Annotated in this window: 6 protein-coding genes and 1 pseudogene; 4 read left to right on the forward strand and 3 right to left on the reverse strand. The window is 67.8% G+C overall.

From position 1 onward, the window contains the following. Window positions 1–256: 256 nt before the first annotated feature. On the forward strand, window positions 257–5341 hold the full coding sequence (locus IPK20_11560; GenBank protein MBK8017279.1) for a hypothetical protein: 5085 nt from the start codon (window positions 257–259) through the stop codon (window positions 5339–5341). Between the two features lie 422 nt (window positions 5342–5763). On the opposite strand, the pseudogene IPK20_11565 reads toward IPK20_11560, so the two are convergent. Further along, window positions 5764–6303: pseudogene (locus IPK20_11565) on the reverse strand (hypothetical protein). On the opposite strand from IPK20_11565, the gene IPK20_11570 reads away from it, so the two are divergent. Next, complete coding sequence (locus IPK20_11570; GenBank protein ID MBK8017280.1) at window positions 6290–13843, forward strand: tandem-95 repeat protein; 7554 nt, start codon at window positions 6290–6292, stop codon at window positions 13841–13843. The pseudogene IPK20_11565 and the gene IPK20_11570 sit on opposite strands and share 14 nt — an antisense overlap. Window positions 13844–15910: 2067 nt before the next feature. On the opposite strand, the gene IPK20_11575 is transcribed toward IPK20_11570, so the two are convergent. Both IPK20_11575 and IPK20_11580 read right to left on the reverse strand, forming a co-directional pair. Further along, window positions 15911–16513, reverse strand: a complete 603-nt coding sequence (locus IPK20_11575; protein MBK8017281.1) for a response regulator transcription factor — start codon at window positions 16511–16513, stop codon at window positions 15911–15913. Next, the gene (locus IPK20_11580; GenBank protein ID MBK8017282.1) at window positions 16510–17994 is read right to left on the reverse strand and encodes a PAS domain S-box protein; all 1485 of its coding nucleotides are present in this window, start codon (window positions 17992–17994) and stop codon (window positions 16510–16512) included. Before IPK20_11580 ends, IPK20_11575 begins: the two co-directional genes overlap by 4 nt. A gap of 409 nt (window positions 17995–18403) precedes the next feature. Here IPK20_11580 and IPK20_11585 point away from each other — a divergent pair, with 409 nt between their 5' ends. Together IPK20_11585 and IPK20_11590 are read left to right on the forward strand one after the other, a co-directional pair. Continuing rightward, window positions 18404–19264, forward strand: coding sequence for a helix-turn-helix domain-containing protein (locus tag IPK20_11585; protein ID MBK8017283.1), 861 nt, complete (start codon window positions 18404–18406; stop codon window positions 19262–19264). 62 nt (window positions 19265–19326) lie between these two features. Then, on the forward strand, window positions 19327–19962 hold the full coding sequence (locus tag IPK20_11590) for a protein-L-isoaspartate(D-aspartate) O-methyltransferase (GenBank protein ID MBK8017284.1): 636 nt from the start codon (window positions 19327–19329) through the stop codon (window positions 19960–19962). Window positions 19963–20005 lie beyond the last annotated feature (43 nt).

Here is a 20005-nt window from a genome sequence, read left to right on the forward strand (position 1 = left end):
AGATGGTGGTCGGCTCGGGAGGCGTGCTGGCCGGAGCGGGCGGAACGACCGACGCGCTTTCGAGCGGGACGATCGAGGCCTATGTCGGGTCGGATGCCGTCATCGAGGCGAGCGGGGCCGTGAGCGTCCTGGCCCAGTCGCAGGACACGACGGCGCAGAGCAATTCGGAAGGCGGGTCCGGTGGCGGCATTGCCATCTCCATCTTCGAGTCGACGGCCATCGTCGACACGGCGACGGAGGCCCGCGTCGACGAGGGGTGCGAATCTCGGCGGGCAGCTTCTCGCTGCGCACGGACGTGGACGAATCCGCGTTCACCGACCTGTACACCCTGGGCATCGGCCTGGGGGCGGGCGCCACGGGCGAGTCCACGTCCACCGTGGAGGGCACGTCTTCCGTCGACATCGCCGACAACGTGCACATCGAAACGTCGGGCGACGTGCTCGTGAGCGCGGCCGCGGACCGTCTTGCCGATGCCGACGCGGACAGCGTCTCCGGCGGCGCCATCGCCTATGGCGGCATCCAGATCACGGCGGAATTGGACAGCACGAATGCCGTCACGGTGGGTAGCGGCATCACCATTGCCTCTCATGGAAACGTGACGATCGAAGCCGATTCCACCGTGAGCACGAGCGGCACGGCGGACGGGGGCAGCGGATCGTTGATCGACATCGCGGCGGCCGACGGCGACTCGACGCTGGAGGACACGAGCAGCGTGTCGATCGGCGACACGACGTCGGTCTCGGCAGTGGGCGATGTGGTGGTGCGGGCGCTGCACGACGTGGACGTTGACATCGACGCGTCCGTGGATTCGGGTGGTGTGGGGTCCAACGCCGACACGCACACCACGGTGACGGTCACGACCGCCACCACGGTGGACGTCGGCGCGGCCGCATTCGAAGGCGCGAGGATCACCTTGAAGTCGGTCGTCGAGGATATCGACATCGACATCGTCGCCGAGGCGGAATCGGGGGCCATTGGCGCGGATACCGACGCGACCGCCACTCTCTCGACCACGAGCGAGGCAGAGGTCACCGTCGGCAGCGGCGCGGCACTCACCGCCGAGCGCCAGGTGACGATCGGCACCTACCACGACCGGATCGATGCGGACTCCAACTCGATCGCGACGGCCAAGGCGTTGGGCGGCGACAGCGACTCGACGGCGTCCAACACCCTCGACATTACCGAGTCCATCCTCACGGAGCGCGGATCGATCATCACCACCCGCAGTCTCCTGGTCGAGGCGGACGCCGACACCACGCCCATCTACAGTGCCGATGCCACGTTGAACGGCGCTGCCTTCGACACCGGCACGGAGACGGAAACTCCCGACGTCACCTACGACCGCAGCATCGACTTCAATTCCACGGTCGTCATGCTGGGCGCGGACAGCCCTCTGCTGGAGATCGACGAGAACGGCAACGAGGTCCGCCGCGTCGACGTGGAGTACCAGGTGGTCGGCAACAGGATCCAGGTGGCGGACATCCTCAACGACGGCTCGCTGAACGGAACCATCGTGATCCGCGTGACGACTTCCACGCTGGACAGCGACAGCTCCGCGACCACCGTGTCGCAGATCAAGGGCAATCCCGTCTGGGATTTCCTCATGGCCTTCGAGTCCGTGACGCTCATCAACGCGTCAGGCATGGACTTGCGCATCGGCGACATCGACGTCATCAACCACACGGGACAGTTCGATGCCGCGATCACCATCTCGGCCGAGGACGTCTCGCTGTTCGCCCCGACGCAGCAGACCTCCAACGGGGCGACGCTCGTCGAGATCCTGAACACCTCTGCCCCCGACGTGCTGCTGTCCGGGACGATCAACAATCCCTACGGAACGACCCGCATCTTCACCGCGGGCGGCAGCATCCTCGCGGTCGACACGGCGGCACGCATCGACACGGATCTGCTCGAGCTCCTGGCGCCCGCGGGCGCGGTCGGATCGTCCTCGGCGGCGATCAGGATTTCCGCATCGCGACTCACCGCGCGGGGCAGCAGCGCCGTGTACGTCGAGCAGACCGCGGGCGACATGTACGTGGTCGAGGCCTCCGCGGACCTCGCGACCGGAGTCGTCAGCCTGCGCTCGGCCCGGTCGATCCTGGATGCGAACGACACGGCGTTCCCCGATATCCAGGCGCACGACATCGCCCTGGTGGCGGCCACCGGCAGCCTCGGAACGTCGGCGAACGCCCTGGAGATCGACGCGGCGGGCAACAGTCTCGATGCCGCTGCAGCGGGCAGCATCACCATCGCCGATGTCGCGGGAGCGCTCGGTGTGGGTCTGGTGGAATCCACCAGCGGCAACATCGACCTGCGAACCGTCGATACGGACGCCGGAGGCGAAGACATCGTGCTCGGCGTCTCGTCCATCGTGCGGTCGCTCGCGGGGGCGGTCACGCTGCTCTCCGCTGACGACATCCTGGCCGCCGTGGGCAGCGGCATCGTCGCGCGCAACGTCGTCACGCTGCGGGCGGACGACGAGGACGCCTACGATGGCGTGGCAGGCAACGGAATCGACCGCGACTCCGGCCGCGGCGCGGCCGTGGAACTGCGCGGCAGCGTTGCGGGAAGCGCCGTGGTGATCACCACGGGGACGGACCCGGATGTGGTGAGTCTGACGGGCACCTACTCGGCGACGAGCATCGACACCCGTGCGAACAACGACCGCATCCGGATCGGCAGCCTGGCGCAGACCGCGTCGAATACAGGCGGCGTGCTCGACTACGTGGCCGGCGCGATCACCGTCGAGGGTGGCAGCGGGATCGACACGCTAGATCTCGACGACACCGGCGACACGCGCGACAACACCGGAACGGTGTCGGCGACCGCCGTGACCGGATTCGGCATGACGGCTTCAGTCGGTTACGCCGGCATCGATGATCTCCGGCTATCGCTGGGAAGCGGCGCGGACATCGTGACGGTGACGGGAACCGCCTCGGGCTCCGCGACGACGATCCTGCTCGGTTCGGGCGCGGATACCGTCAACGTGGGCGATGCGACGGCCGGACTGAACGCGATCTTTGGCGTGCTCACCGTCGATGGCCAGGGAGACAGCGACACCCTGTCGATCTCCGATGCCGGCACCTTGCCAGCGACGGCCAATGCCGGGCGGCTGGAGACCGGCCGGCTCCTGGGCTTCGGCATGGGCTCCGCCAGCCAGACGACGATCGATCCCGACCTCGGTCTGCGGTGGGGAGCGGTGGAACAGATCGGCGTGACGCTCGGTTCGGGCATCGACACGCTGACCGTGCTGGGCATCGACACGTCCACGACCCTGAACGCGGGCGCCGGAGTCGACGTGATTTCGCTGGGCAGTCTCGCTGCCGGCGGCGGGCTTGCTTCCATCGCCGCCGCATTGACCGTGCACGGCGGTTCGGACGGCGCCACCCTCAACGTGGCCAGTGCCGCGAAGGCCGACGTCACGCTGACACGCACGTCGTCGACGCTCGGACGGATCACCGAGGCAGGCGCTGCCGGACGGGTCGATTTCGACGGCGTCACTCTTGTCTCGGTGCGCCTGGGGGATGCGGACAACGCGCTCTCGATCGTCGATACGGTCGCGCCGGTGGACGTCACGGCGGGGTCGGGCAGCGACAGCGTGTCCGTGGACAACCTGTCGCATGCGACCTCGCTGCACCTGGGCGATGGCGCCGACTCGGTCGTGGTGCGGGCCGCGGCAGCCGCACTGTCCGTCTCCGGCGAAGGCGGAAGCTCGGACCGGGATTCTCTCGAACTGGATCTGACCGGCCTCACGGCAGCCGTCGACGGAACGGTGTCCGGTTCCGGCACGGCCGGAAGCCTCAACGGGTTCACCACTGCTGCGATCGCCTTCGACACGATCGAGGATCTCCGCGTGCGCCTCGGAAGCGGCAACGACACCGTGGCGATCGCACACGCGCTGTCGGCGACCGACGTGATGGTCGAAGGCGCATCCGGCGACGACACGATGACCGTGACGTCGATCGGTGGGGGTCTCACGACACTCACGGGAGGGGACGCGTTCGACACGGTGAAGGTCGTGATTCCCCGGCGTACCGGTCGCGAATGCGTTCACGAATCTGCGGCTGGACGCGGACCGTCTGGTGGTCGACAACAGCGGCAACGCGGTACAGGCGGTGACCTGGACCGTCGAAGACGGGGTGCAGATCGACGCCGATGTGGGCGCGGGCCGCGTTCCTGTGATCTTCGCCGAAGGCGCCAAGGAAATCCGCGTGCTGGGCGGCACGCAGTCGGACACGTTGAACGTGGTGAGCACGCTGCCCGCGGACATCGAGGGCCGGGTGACCGACCACCGGGTCGAATTGTCCGCGGGTGCCGTGGTGCTGGAGTACGCCGACAACGCGCAGTTCCGCGACTACGACAGGGCGCTGAGCTTCGATGCGCTCGCCACGGGCAGCGCGAGCTACTCCGAGGATGGGTTCACCCTCGCGCCGCTGCCTTCCGGTTCGCTCGCACGCAGCGATGCGGTGAGCGCGGCCGCCCGGTTCACGGCGGGCCAGTCCGGCCGTCTGACGGTCGCGGGAGCGCTCTTCTCGCTCTCGTCGATGCGCCTGGGGTCGACCGCGGCAGCGGGCACGTCGGTGAGGTTCACCGGAACGACCTTCAATGGCGCCACCGTTCAGGTCGACGTTCCGGTCGTCGGTGCCGAGGCCGCGTCGGGCCTGCCGGTGTTCCGGCGCGCCGATTTCACCAATCCGCTGTTCGGTGCACTGGCGAAGCTGGAGTGGACAGTGACCGGGAGCGGAGACCTGCTGATCGACGACGTCGTGGCCACACCCTTCGACGGATCGGCGTCCGCGGTCGTCACACCCGGCGCCGTGCCGGCAACGACGTCCATGGCCGGTCCGATCGCGCTGCTGTTCGACACGGACAACCTGCGGATCGTCGTCGACGCCAACCGCAATGGCGCCTTCAATGCAGGCGAGACCACCTATGCCTCCGGTTCGTCCTTCTTCGGCGTTCCGCTGACGATCTCCACCGTGGGCACGGACGGCACGGTCCGCGCCGACGGCACGTCCCAGGCGGCCGATCGCATCACCCAGTTCCGGCTCGCCGGCGACCTGGTGCTGCCGTCGGGCACGACCGCCACAGCGACGACCGTCAAAGGCATCGGCAGCCGCGGCGTCAGCCTCGTCGTCGGCAACGATCTGGTGATCGGCGCGAACGTCGATTTCGACTTCTCCGCCGTGGCTACCACCGCCGGCCCGGGGGGCGGCACCGCGGGCGGAGGCGCCACTGTTTCCGGTTCGCAGAGCAGCGCGGGCGGCGGCGGAGCGGGAGGGGGCGGCGGCAGCACGTCGGGCACGCTCTCGAACGGCGGAAGCGGCGGCGCCGGGACTGACTCGTACACGCTGCGCGATGGCGTGGCGGGCGAGGACGGGGGTGACGGTACGAGCGGTTCCCCGGGTGTCGCCGGGGGGGCGGGCGGGGCGGGAACAGGCGGCGGACTCGGTGTCAACAACGCCTCGGGTGCAGGCAGTGGCGGGTCAGGTGGAGCCGGCGGCGGCAGCGTCACGGGGGTACGAGGGGCCTGGGGGGAGACGGTGGCAGCAAGGGCGACGATTCCTCGGCCGGCCCTGGCGATTTCAGGAGCGGCGACGACGGCGGCAATGGCGACGACGGGGATCCGGGCAGCAACGGCACGGCCGGCACCTACGGCACTGCCGGAACGGCCGGATACTCGGGCGCGAACACCGGGTCGGGCACCACGATCTCCGGCGGTTCGGGCGGTGGTGGTGGCGGTTCGGGCGGCGGCGGTTCGGGCGGTGGCGGTGGGGGCGGCGCAGGAGCCGGCGGCGGGGGAGGCGGAGGAGGCAACGCCGTGTTCTCTGTCTTGGGCTACCCGGTGGGTCTTGAAGGCGGCGATGGCGGAAACGGCGGAGCCGGAGGCCGCGGCGGTGACGGGGGCGACGGCGGGGTCGGTGGCGCAGGGGGCGCAGGTGGCGCGGGAGGCGGCGCGTTCGAGGTGATTGCCTTGGGCCGCATCCGTACGACCGCCGCCACCAGTGCCGAGCAGCCATCGTTCGAGGCCAGGGGCGGCAACGGCACGATCGGCGGCGCCGCGGGAGCGACCGATCCGACGACCGACCGCAACGACAATCGCAATTCCGGCCAGGGCAGCGGCGGCGGAGGCGACAATGGCGAAGACGGCGGGCTCATCGACGGCGGGGACGGCGGGGACGGCGGGGACGGCGGTTCGGGTGGCGAAGGCGGCTTCGGTGGTGCTGGTGCGCCCGGCGGTCTGGGGGCTGGTGGCGCAGGGGGCACGATCAAGATCGTGGGTTCGGTCGTGGAACTGGGCAGCGCGACGGTGAACGTCGACGGCGGACTCGCGGGTGGAAATCCCGATGTCCGCATCGCCGGAAGCGGCCTCACCACGAAGATCTTCAACTTCGGGTCGACGCTCTCGACGTTCCCCAGCTACGGCGGAACGCCCAATGCCACCCGTACCGACCGCGTCATCAGCCAGGGCTGGGGGCCGCTCAACTTCCAGGGCGGCACGGCCAACGCCGACAACTTCGCGGTGCAGTGGACCGGCAACATCGAGGTGCGCCCCGAATCCGGCGGGACGACCCAGAAGGTCACGTTCTACCTGTCGAGCGACGACGGAGGCCGCCTGTACATCGACGACCAGCTCGTGATCAACGATCCCAGTCCTCTGCACGGCTATGCCACGCGGACAGGCGATCGTGAACTCACGGCGGGCACGCACTCCATCCGTGTCGAGTACTTCGGCTCCACCGGCAATGCCGGCATCGCGCTCGAATACAGCACGGGCACTGACTCGCGCCGTCTGCTGTCCGTCGCGCAGGACGGCGGCGACGGGCGGGAGATCATCGGCGGCAACACCGGTCGCACCTCCACGACGGTCGGCGGCCAGCCCGGCACGGTGGTGGGCGCGCAGCTGCCCGTCACTCAGACCGACGGGCCGCGCGCGGACAACCGCTACGTGGCGGACCTCGCATCGAACACGGCGCTCGACGACACCCCCTACATCGCGGGCATGTCCGGCGGTGCGGAACTGTTCGGCCTGTTGAACGGCGTCGGGCGCGCGCGGGTCGATTTCGTCCCCACGACGGCCGGCATCGACGCGCTGGCCGCCACGCAGGGCGACGCCGCCTTCGCGATCGTGCGTCTGGATGTGGGCCCCACGGGCTATGCCGACAACTACGCCACCTTCGACACGGCGGCGGGCGTGACCCGCGGCTACGACATGCTGCTGTTCGTCAACCTTCTGGACACGGAATCCCTCGGCACCCCCACCCTGGGGGTGTCGCTCCCCGGCACTTCGACGTTCACGACCGGCCTGGCGATCGACGGCCTGGGCGCCTTCCAGACGCTGAGCGCGCTCGGCGCGGGGAAGGTCTGGGCCACGCTGATTCCCGATACCACGGGCATCACCGTCAACGCATCGGCCCAGATGGGCGAGGCGGCCGTCACGTTGTCGAATGCAGCGCTAGCCAAGAATTCCGTCGTGTACGGAAAGTTCGTCTCGCCGGCCGCGGCCAACGCGTCGCTGGATGGATTCGCCGCACTGGCCACCAGCCCCGATGGCGCGCAGATCTACGCGGTCGATGCCACGGACGATGCGCCGGTCGTCATCGACGCGGCCACGCTGGAGCAGCGGCAGCTTCTGAAGGAAGGGTTCGACGGCGTTCGCGGGCTCGACGGGGCGCGCGACGTTGCGGTGAGCCCGGACGGCGGGAACGTCTACGTCGCCAGCCCGGTGGACAGCCAGATCGCGGTCTTCTCGCGCAGCGCGTCCACGGGCGCGCTCACGTTCGTGACGACGCTGGATGCCACGCAGAGCGGGGGCGGTGTCACGGCCCTCACGTTCGATCCCACCGGACAGCGTCTCTACGCGGCGGGGCCGGAGGGGATCACCGTCTTCTCGCGCGGGGTCGGCGTGCCGGCCAGCGCCCAGGAGTCGGAGCCCAACCAGAATGGCGCGGGCGACAGCAATGCCGCGAACAGCGCGGACTTCGCACGGGCCAACGACCTGATGGGCAGCTTCGTGGCCAACCCCGGGAGCAACGTCTTCGTTGCCAACGTGGGCGGCACGATCTCCACGGCAACGGACCGGGACGTCTACCGGTTCGAGGCGGCATCCGGCGATGCGCTCACGGTCGATCTGCGGGGCGCCGGCGGCGGCGGGGGCAGTCTTCAGGACGGCGTGCTTCGTCTGTTCGACCGCAACGGCACTCTCCTCGTCCTGGACAACGACAGCGGTCCGGCCAGCGATGCCTCGCTCTCCTACTCGAACTTCGCCTACTCGGGCAGCTATTACCTCGTTGCGGACGGGATCGCACCGAGCCCGTTCTTCCAGCCGACCGGCACGTACACCCTCCGCGCCAGCCTGGTGCGGACAGACGGGGCGCGGTCGAGAACGGCCGAGATCGAGACCGTTCCAGCGGCCTCGGGCGACGTCGAAACCCTGTCGGCCGTCGACCGGGCCCTTGCGACCGACTGGCGCTACAGTTTCGCCCCTGTCGGCGCCGGCAACACGGCGACCGCCTCTGCGACTGGCGTCGTGGTGGCGGCGACCGACCGTGACGTCTTCATGATCACGGCGGCGCCCGGCGACTCGCTTACCCTCGCGCTGAGCGGCACGGGGGGCGGCGGCGGGGTTCTGGCCGACGGATATCTGCGGTTGTTCGACGACCAGGGCACGTTCCTGGCGGCCGACGACGATTCGGGTCCGGGCAACGATTCCGCCCTCGTCTTCAGCGGCTTCACGCGGGCCGGCGCGGTCTACATCGTGGCCGACGGGTTCCAGGCGAACAGCGGCACCTACACGCTCACCGCGACGCACACGCGTGCGCCCGCCGAACTGCCCGGACTCACGGTGCCCGGAGGTGCCTCGGCACTCGCCACGAGCCCTGATGGTTCACTGCTCTACGTGGCCACGGAAGGCACCGACACCCTGCGCGTCGTCAGCGCGTCTTCTCTGGTCACGCTGCAGACGTTCACGGGAGCCGGCGTCGGGCTCGACGGCGTCAGCGCCATCGCGACGAGCGCGGACGACCGCTTCGTCTACGTGACCGGCCGGGCAGGCAATTCGGTGTCGGTGTTCTCGCGCCTGGGATCCACACTCACCTGGTTGCAGACGCTCGTGAACGGCGAGGACGGCGTGCGCGGCACCGTCGGCGCATCCGACGTGATGATCACCCCCGACGCCCGCTACGTTCTCGTGACGGGCCGTGAAAGCAACGCGATCGCCGTGTTCGAGCGCGATGCGTCCATCGGACTGATGAGCTTCGTGCAGGTCGTCCGCAACGGTGTCGGCGGCACGGCCGGTCTCGTCGCCCCGACGGGTCTGGCCACCAGCCCGACCGGCGCGAAGATCTACACGTCCACGCTCGGAGCCACCGGCTTGCCAGGAGGAATCGCCTCCTTCGACGACGTCGTGCTGGGGCTGCCGGTGCCGGAACCGGTGATCAACGTGACGACGTTCGACGGGATCGAGACCCTCGGCGTGCAGACGGCCGACGGCGACGACACGATCGTGCTCGAGCAGGCGCCTGGCGCCGGGACGATGAACATCCTGACGACCGGCGGGAACGATCTCGTGGTCGTGCAGGATCTCGCGCCGGTCACCGGCGTGCTGCTGGGCGCGGGAACCGACGAGGCGCAACTGCGCTCCACACGCGCAAGTACGCAACTTGTCGTCCAGGGTGAAGCAGGTTCGGATCTCATCGAACTGGATCGCAGCGGCGCGGGTGCCCGCATCGAGGTCTTCGGGGGAGCGGATCGGGACACGGTCCGGGTCGCTGGGGCCGGCCTGCCGCTGGATGCCACCACGATCCTTCACGGTACCGACACGGATCCGCTGCCTTACGATCAGCTCGTCTTCGATCCGGGCAGTGCCGATCCGGCGGCGAACAACTTCGATCCGCTGAATCCGAGTCCGGTGGCGGGCACGATCCGGTCCGGCATCCGGTCAGGCACCACGTTCACCCCGACCGGCGGGCTGGTGCAGTACGACACCTTCGAAGGCGTCCAGATCATCACCGCGCCCGTGATCACGATCACTCCGCCGGCGGCGTTCGCGGAAGGCGGTTCCCTGCGGCTGCAGGCTTCCGTCAATCCGCTCGGGACGACCAATTCGCTGGCCGAACCGTTGTCGTGGGATGTGAACGGCGACGGCGCCTTCGGCGATGCATACGGCACCGACGTGACGCTTTCGTGGTCCCAGCTCGCGGACCTCGGCATCGACGACAACGGCGTCTATCAGATCGCCGCACGCGCCACCAATGGTGATGGCTACTCCGCGGAAGCCTTCGGCAGCTTCACGATGACCAACACGCTGCCGGTCGTGACAGTGGGTGGTGCGAGCATCGTGCCGGCCGGCACGCCGCTCTCCATTTCGTACAGTGCGACCGATCCGGGCGACGACCGCATCCAGGAGTGGCGCGTCAACTGGGGGGACGGGACGCCGGTGCAGAGCTACGGTGCGGATGTCGTGACCGCGCAACACGTGTATGTCACGCCGGGCACCTACAACATCGTGGTCGGGGGCGTCGACGAAGACACGGTTCCGAACGCGGTGAACTCCGCACCCAAGCCGGTGACCGTCACGGGCGAACCGGCCCTGATCTCCACGGGCTTGCCCTACGTCATTCGTGAAGGCGAGACGCTCGTGCTCACTGCCAGCGCGCCGGGGGCCGTCAATGCGTTCGGATGGGACTTGAACGGCGATGGCGCGGCCGACTTGCAGGCAGGCGGCGGGTCCGGCAGCGCCACTGTCGCCGTGCCATGGTCGACGCTGTCCGGCTACAACATCCGCGACAACGGGGTCTTCCCGGTCACCACCCTGGTGCTCTACAGCAGCGGCGCCGTCGTCGTTGCGCCTGCCACGACGTTGACGGTGCTCAACTCCGCGCCGACAGCCACCTTCGCTGCAGGTGGCCCCATCTCGGAAGGCGGAACAGCCAGTGTCCAGTTCTCGGGCGCCGCCGATCCCTCGTCGGCAGACGTGGCAGCGGGCTTCCGCTACAGCGTCGACTTCAACAATGACGGCGACTACGATGACGCCACCGATGTGCGCGATCAGACGGAGGCATCGTTCGTCATTCACGCTGCGCTTCGCGCCGACAACGTCACGTATATCTTCCGTGGGCGGATCGCGGACAAGGACGGCGGAGCGACCGAATACCTGACGTCGTTCGTCGTGAACGAAGTGGGGCCCGTGCTGAACATCTCGGGTGCGGATTCCGTGAACGAGGGCGCGCAGTACCAGCTCGATCTTTCTGCCAGCGATCCGGGCACCGACACGATCGTCCGGTGGATCGTCGACTGGACCGACGGGGTGGTCGAGACGTTCGACGGTCCGGTACAGTCGGTGTCGCACGCGTTCGCGGACGACGGTCTGCGCAACATTCTCGTGACCGCCGTGGACGAGGACGGTGAGTATCACGGCGCGAAGTCGGTGCTCGTCCACAACGTGGCACCGCAGCTTCAGGCCGTGATGCAGAGCCGGGTGGACGAAGGCGATGTTGCACGGTTGTCCGGCACCATCGCCGATCCGGGCCGGCTCGACAGCTTCACGCTGACCGTGGATTGGGGCGAGGGAGCCCCGGAAGTGATCGCGTTGAGCGCGGGGGCCACGGTGTTCGAAGTGGTGCATCGCTATCAGGACGACCGGCCCGGCGGGACTGCATTCGACGCCTATCCGATCGCCATCTCCCTGCTCGATGACGATGGCGGCTCCGCCGCGACCACGGCGGCCGTGGTCGTCGACAACGTGGCCCCCGCGATCACTGGTCTGGCGACGTCCGCCGGCTCGGTCGCGGAAGGCGATTCGGTGACGATCTCCGGCCGCATCGACGACCCGGGCGTCCTGGACGAGCACACGGTACAGATCGACTGGGGCGACGGGTCGGTCGTGTCCGCGTCGGTGGATGCCGTGACTCGTACCTTCGCGGCCGAGCACCGCTATGTCGACGACGATCCCACGGCGACACCGTCGGACCTCTATGCGATCACGGCCACGATCGCCGACGACGATCTCGGCAGCGGCACAGCATCCACTCAGGTGACCGTCGAGAACCGTGCTCCCGGTCTCACCGGGTTGCAGGTGGACGAGATCCGTACGGCCCTGACATCGTCGGCGACGCTCAGCGGGCGCCTTTCCGATGTGGGCATCTCGGATACGCACGTGGTGACCGTGGAGTGGGGCGATGGAACCTCCAGCCAGGCCACCGTGGACGCCATCGCGCGCACCTTCACCGCCCAGCACGAATACCGCATCGACGTGGTGCCGGGGTACCGCATCCTCGTCAGCGCCACCGACGACGACACCGGAGGTACATCGAGCTACATCGACACCATCGGATACCAGGCCAACCGGGCGCCGATCGCGCGCGACGACGCCGCCTCCGTCGTGAGGGGTTCGTTCATCGACATCGACCTCCTCACGAACGACAGCGATCCCGACGCAGATCCGTTGTCGACCCTGTTGACGACCGTGTCCACCCACGGGGTGCTTCGCCATCTTGGCTCGGGCGTGTATCGATACACGTCCGCGTCGGGATTCACGGGAACGGACTCCTTCACCTACCGCGTGAGCGACGGCAAGGCAGGTTCCAACGTCGCGACCGTGACCGTCTCCGTTCTGGACACGAATGTTGCCCCCGTGGCGGTCGGTGACGTCGTGACGACTGCGGAAGACACGCCCCTGACGTTCGATCCAAGGGCGAACGATACGGACACGGATCTGGATCCGCTGACCATCGCCGGGATGACGCCCGCGTCGCACGGCATCGTGAGCCTGAATGCCGACGGCTCCGTGACCTACACGCCCGATCAGGACTTCAACGGCACGGACTCGTTCACGTACATCGTGAGTGATGGCCGCGACACCTCGGACGTGGCCACGGTCACTGTCATCGTGACGCCGCAACCTGACGTTCCCACGGTGCCGAACCAGCAGATCACGGTGCCGGAAGACCATTTCACCAGGATCGATCTGGTGACCGGAGCGACGGATCCGGACGGCGATCCGCTCACTCCGATAATTGGCACGCCACCGGTCAACGGGACGCTGACGCAGAATCCGGACGGGACGTTCACGTACACACCGAAGCCGAACTTCAACGGCACCGACACCTTCACCTTCACGGTGACGGACGGAACGAACACTTCGACGCCGGCGACGGTGACGATCCTCGTGACGCCGCAGCCGGATCTGCCGACCGTGCCGAACCAGCAGATCACGGTGCCGGAAGACCATTTCACCAGGATCGATCTGGTGACCGGAGCGACGGATCCGGACGGCGATCCGCTCACGCGGGCACCCGATGATTGGCACGCCACCGGTCAACGGGACGCTGACGCAGAATCCGGACGGGACGTTCACGTACACACCGAAGCCGGACTTCAACGGCACCGACACCTTCACCTTCGTGGTGACGGACGGAACGAACACTTCGACGCCGGCGACGGTGACGATCCTTGTGACGCCGCAGCCGGATCTGCCGACCGTGCCGAACCAGCAGATCACGGTGCCGGAAGACCATTTCACCAGGATCGATCTGGTGACCGGAGCGACGGATCCGGACGGCGATCCGCTCACGCCGGTGATCGGCACGCCGCCGGTCAACGGCACGCTGACGCAGAACCCGGACGGGACGTTCACGTACACGCCGAAGCCGGACTTCAACGGCACCGACACCTTCACCTTCACGGTGACGGATGGGACGAACACCTCGACGCCCGCGACGGTGACCATCGTCGTGACACCCCAGCCAGATCGCCCCATCGTCACGACGGAAACGGCCTCGTTGCGTGCAGTGGCGGACGAGGGCGAACTGGTCATCATGCAGTTCGACATGTTCGATCCTGACGGCGAGCTGCTCCAGTTGAGCCTTTCCGGCGCGCCGTCCGGCGCGACGGTGCTGGCGTTGAGCGCGACACGCGGCGAAGTCCGCTGGACGGCTTCGGACGGAGAGGCGACCTACCCGTTCGAGATCGTGGTGAGCGACGGCACTTCGGAAGTGAGGACGGAAGCGGCGGTGCTGGTGCACAACGTGGCGCCGGTGCTGACGGCCACCGGCGCGGCGACGGCGCTGTCGAATCAGCCGTACGTGCTGAGTCTGGGATCGTTCGACCCCGGTGAGGACACCCTGCAGACCTGGGTGGTCGACTGGGGCGACGGCAGTGCGCTGGAGACGGTGGCGGGCAATACCCCGAGCTTGACTCACGTGTTCCGCGAGCCTGGCAAGACCCACCGCATCCAGGCCGGTGCGATCGACGAGGATGGCGCGTGGAGTGCGGCGCCGCTGGACGTGCAGGTGATCAACCCGAGGCTGTACGTCACCCAGTGGAACGCCACCGAAAGCGGGGTGAACGTGCGCTTCAGCCGCAGCGTCGACGCCAGCGTGCTGAACCTGTACGAAAGCGCGCTGGACCCGCAAGGCGGAACGGATCTGGTCCTGGTCGGACCGGACGGAAAGCCGGTGCGGGGCAACCTCATTCTGGATGCCGACCGGCAAGGCTTCAGCTTTGTCGCCACCGGCGGGGGGCTGGCGGCGGGCCGCTACGAATTGACCCTGTCGGCGCGGACCAATGCCTTCGTCGACAGCGACGGGATCGGCCTGGACGGCAACAAGGACACCATCGGTGGCGACGACTTCCGGGCCAGTTTCACGATCGCCCCCATCGCCAAGCCCACCCTGAGCATCGCCGACTTCGTCATCGGGCCCAAACAGGTCGCCGACGTACCCGCGACCAGTCGCGGCATCCCGCTGACGCTGACCAGCGAAGTGGCGGTGAGCGAGCTCAGCTTCGGTCTCAAGCTCGACCCGGCGCTGCTGGAGATCATCGGCATCGAAGGCGGAGCGGACTTGCCTGCGGGAAGCCAGATCCGCATCACCGGAGCGGGCGGCAGCTATGGCATCACCGTCACACTGTCCGGACCGCTGGCAGCCGGAACGCATGAAGTGCTGCGGCTGCTGGGTTCCGTACCTGCCACGGCGCCCTATCGTGCCGCCCAGGTGCTGGACCTGCACAGCGTCCGCGTCAATGGACAGAGTGCCAGGGCCGACGACGGCGTGCACATCGCCGCCTATCTGGGCGACACCACGGGAGATGCCCGCTATACCAGCCTGGACGGCCAGCGGATCAACCGCTACGTCGGCGGACTGGACGGAGGCTTCGGTGCATACAAGACGCTCGATCCGGTGCTCGTCGGCGACGTGGACCGGAACGGTGTGCTCGATGCCGCCGATACCCTCATCGTCAGCCGTGAATCGCAGTACCTGCTGAGCGGCAACGTCAATCTCGATCAGAAGCAGATCGCCCCGATTCCGGCGACGCAGCAGAGCGCGACGCTGGGAACGGACAGCGTGGGGGTGAGCGCTCCGGTGGCTGCCACGGCGAGCCGGACTGCCATCAAGACGGTGGTGCCAGCGGCCCCGGCGAGCCCGGCCACGAACTGGCTCGATCAGGCGATGCGGACATTGAATGCCATGAGGGCGCCGAGCCTGCCAGTGGAGGATGTGGAGATGAGATTCCTGAGCGGCGAGCGGACGTGGGAGAACCTCAACGTTCCGGTGCCGGACACGAGCTGGAAGGTGACGCTGCCCAGGCTCACGAGCGGGGTGGTGCTGAGCGAGGCGGCGCTGCCTGCCGGATTGACGCAGGACACACTGGCCGCACTGAAGTACCTGGCGAAGCGGAAGGGGCGGTAAGCATGGGCCCCTACTTCGGTCCCTGGGCCCTAGACCCTAGACCCCAGACCCTGGACCCTAGACCCTGGACCCTAGACCCTGGACCCTGGTCCCTGGTCCCTGGTCCCGAGGTGAAATCAGGCCGCCTCTGGCGGCCGTAGACACCTTGCCGCGGCCACAAGGCCGCGCCGGCACCCCTAGGGTCCAGGGTCTGGGGACCAGGGTCTGGGGTTGGGGGCCCGTCAGCTTGCCGCGGTGGTGAGGTGAGCGAGCTGCAAGAGATTCGTGGCGCCCGTCTTGGCAAGAATGCGCGAACGGTGAAATTCCACCGTGCGGTGGCTGATACCCAGAGTCCGTGCGATCTCCTTGTTGGCCTGGCCCGCCAACGCAAGTCTGAGAACCTCCAGTTCGCGCGCCGACAGCCCCGACAGGCGGGTGCGTTCCTCGTCCTCGGCGTGCCGCCTCGCCAACGCGTCCCGGTTGTCTTCGAAGGCATTCTCGATCCGCTCGATGAGGCGGTCGGCCTGCACGGGTTTGGTGAGGAAGTCCAGGGCGCCAGCCTGGATGGCCCGCACGGTCGTCGGAATATCGCCGTGACCGGTCAGAAAGATCACGGGCAACTTCGAGCCTTCCGCACCCAGTGCGGCCTGCACGTCCAGGCCGCTCATCCCGTCCATGCGCAGATCCAGAATCACGCAGCCGGGGTCGTCCAGGCGGCCCGAGCCGAGGAAAGCCTCGCCGCTCTCGAAGGTTTCGACGCGATACCCCGCCGTGTCGAGAAGCATCGAAACACTGTCCCGCACGGCCGCATCGTCGTCCACCAGGAACACCGTGGGCGCGGTCATGGCGCGAAGGGCAACGTGAAATGGAACGTCGCGCCGGGCGTGTCCCGCGCGGTGTCCAGCCACAGCTGGCCGCCCTGAGCCTCGATGAGCGCACGGCTGATGGCGAGCCCCAGCCCCAGGCCGTTGGGTTTGGTGGTGAAGAACGGGTGGAAGGCGCGCTGGACGAGTTGGGGGTCCAATCCCGGACCCGTATCCGAAACCGATACCTTGGCCATGTTGGTTTCCGCCATGGTCCGGATGGTGACGCGGATCGTCTGCTGCTCGAGGCCCAGGTCGCGCATGGCTTCCACGCCGTTGGCAATCAGGTTGACCAGCACCTTCTCGACCTGCAGCCGGTTCGCCTGTACCGGCCGCAGATCCGGCCCCAGATCCAGCAACGTGCGGAAGCCGTTCCATCCGTTGGATTCCACCAGCGCCAGCGCGTTCTTCACGACCGTGTTGAGGTCCACCGGTTCGGTGGCGGCCTCGCCCTTCTGCAGAAACTCGAGCAGTTCCCGCACGACTTTCGACGCGCGCTGAGCCTGCTCTGCGCTGCCTTCCAGCGCGCGTTTCAGCTTGGCCGGATCGGGCACGTCCATCCTCAGCATGCGTACGGCCGCTTCCGCGTACGAGGTGACGGCGATGAGAGGCTGATTGAGTTCATGGGCGATGGCCATGGCAGTGTGCTTCGCCACGCTCAACTTGACCATCTCGGCCATTTCGGCTCGCAGCTGCCCCAGTGCCGCTTCGGCTTCCTTCCGCCCGTGGATGTCCTCGACGACGATCTGGAAGCCAGTCGAAGTGCCGTCGCGCTCGCGTTGGAGGGACAGCGTGACGCCCACCCACACATGGGTCCCATCCGGACGCGCGACGCGCAGTTCGCGGTGCGCGTTGTCGATCGCGCCGCTTGCGACGAACTCCATCAGTTGCCGCGTCTCGGCACGATCGTCCGGGTGGGCCAGGTCTGGCAGGCTGCTCTGTACCAGCTCATGGGCAGGGCGGCCCAGGATCCGGCGCAGCGTCTCGTTCACCCGGAGCCACGTTCCGTCCCGCCCGATGCGAGCGATTCCGATCGGCGCCTGCTCGAACGTGCTCCGGAACTGCTCCTCGCTGTCGCGCAATGCCTGTTCTGCAACGTAGCGCCGCGTCACGTCGTGCACGCCGACGAGGATACGGCCGCCCGGCACGGGGGTGAGGCTCACGTCGGCCCAGAACAGGCTGCCATCCCGGCGATGTCCACGCAGGTTCGGCAAGGTCCCCATGGGACGAGGCACCGGCGCACGTCCGTACAGCTCGCGCCGCTGGCGGTGGGATTCCCGCGCCGCCTCGGGAACGAGGGCTTCCACGTCCAGCCGGGAGAATTCTTCTTCCGAGTACCCGAAATGCTCCGCCGCCGCTGCGTTGAAGCTGACGATCTTCCCCCGATCGTCCACCAGAAGAAGCGGATCGACCGCGAGCCGGAACAGCAGCCGGTAATCGATGTCGTGAGTGTCCTGGTTCACAAGGGTCCCTGTGCCCGGCGGGGAACCGTTTGCAGGCGTCCTTCCGCCAGCGGGGCAGCGCCACCCCGGACGGGACGTCGAGTCCCCTCCCGGCAATGGATGCGCCGAATCTTCAACGCCGGGGAGCATTGCAGGCGCCGGCGTCCGGCGCAAGCGGCTGCACGAGTTCATCGCCTCCCGCCACGTTCTGCACCTTTGCATCGTGCCGGGTTGTCGGTTCCCGACCCGGAACCCGCGACTTCCCAACCCGGAACCCGTGACCATCCTAGGCCCACCGGCCTGCAGACGCCATCCGTGGAAACACCAGCGCCACCGGGGCACAACCCGTGGACGCACGAGTTGAGAGCGCTCCTGTCCGCCTATACAACTCAATCATGCACCGCACATGAGTGCGCGACGAGGAGCCGCAATGAAATCCGAAGCACGATCCGGCGGTCCGGACCACGAACCTGCCGCCCTCGGGCAGCCTGTCCATGGGACCGTGGACATGGAAACCCTGGGCTCCCTTCTGGAACTGCCCCTGCCGTTCGAAGGCGATCTGGCGGCCATCACGTTTTCCACCCGGGCCCTGCAGGAGGGTGAAGTTCTCATCCGGTCGGGGGACGAGTGCCGCAATCTCTACGTGGTGCGGTTCGGTTCCTTCAAGACGTGCGTCGCCGATGCGACCGGGACCACCCAGGGGACTGCCTTTCCCATGCGCGGCGACACCATCGGTGTGGACGGGCTGGCGAACGGCCGGCACAACTGCGTGACCACGGCGCTGGAGAGAAGCGACGTGGTCGTGCTGCCGGCGCGCAAGCTGACTTCGCTCGCGCTGGCGCATCCTGCGTTCGCCAATCTTCTGCACCGCCTCATGGGCCGGGAAATCGTGCGGGATCAGGCACTGATGTTCATGCTGGGCTCGCTCGCGGCGGAAGCGCGGGTGGCGGCCTTTCTCGTGGATCTGTCCGAGCGGTTCACCAAGCTGGGCTATTCGGGGCGCGTGTTCAATCTGAGGATGACCCGGCAGGACCTGGGACACTATCTTGGACTCAACATCGAGACCGTGAGCCGGGTGATGTCGCACCTCTCCCAGATGGGCCTCATCGCGGTGCGGCATCGGGAAGTGGAGATCGTCGACGAGACGACCCTGCGCCGCATGGTCGCCGACCCGTCCGTTCTGCATTCGCTTCGCGAGCGTTGTGGCAGGACCGGCCGCAATTGGGAGTCCCGTGTGCCGGCGCTCCAGCCGGAAAGCGATGTCCGGCCGAGAAATCTCGCGGTCCGCTGATGCGCAGCCGTTCCGGTGGCCCTCGCGCAGGAGAGTGAATGCCTTACGCTTCATGTGGTCAGATGCTGGAAGAGATTGCCGCGGATGCGCGGGCATGCGGACGTTCCACGGGACGTCCGTGGTTGCGGGAAAAGGTGATGGAGGCCATGGCCACCGTGCCGAGGGAGTCGTTCGTGCTGGAGAACGACCGGGACGTCGCCCATGTCAACGCACCCCTTCCCATCGGCCACGGGCAGACGATCTCCCAGCCGTTCATCGTGGCGCTCATGACCGACCTGTGCGAGTGCGAACCTGGTGATACGGTCCTCGAGATCGGCACGGGTTCGGGATACCAGGCAGCGGTCCTTTCCCGGCTCGTCCGGCACGTGTACTCGGTCGAAGTGGTACCTGAACTGGCGAGCAAGGCCCGGACGGCGCTGATGCGCCAGGGGTTCGGCAATGTCTCCGTGCGTGAAGGCGATGGGCGCGAAGGCTGGCCGGAACACGGGCCGTACGATGCGATCCTGGTGACGGCCGCGGCGGAGGAACTGCCGCCGGCGCTGCTGGATCAGCTCCGCCCCGGCGGGAGACTCGTCTTTCCCCGGGGCGAGCCCGACGGTGCCCAGGAACTGGTCGTCGTCATCAAGCGCGCCGACGGAACCGCGACGTTCCAGACGGTCTTGCCGGTGCGGTTCGTGCCGCTGGTGGAACGCGAGTGACTTCGCGGCTGCACTGATCCCCGAATCGTTCGGCGAGCCCGGG

This window comes from Betaproteobacteria bacterium (genome assembly GCA_016713305.1).
GTDB lineage: Bacteria > Pseudomonadota > Gammaproteobacteria > Burkholderiales.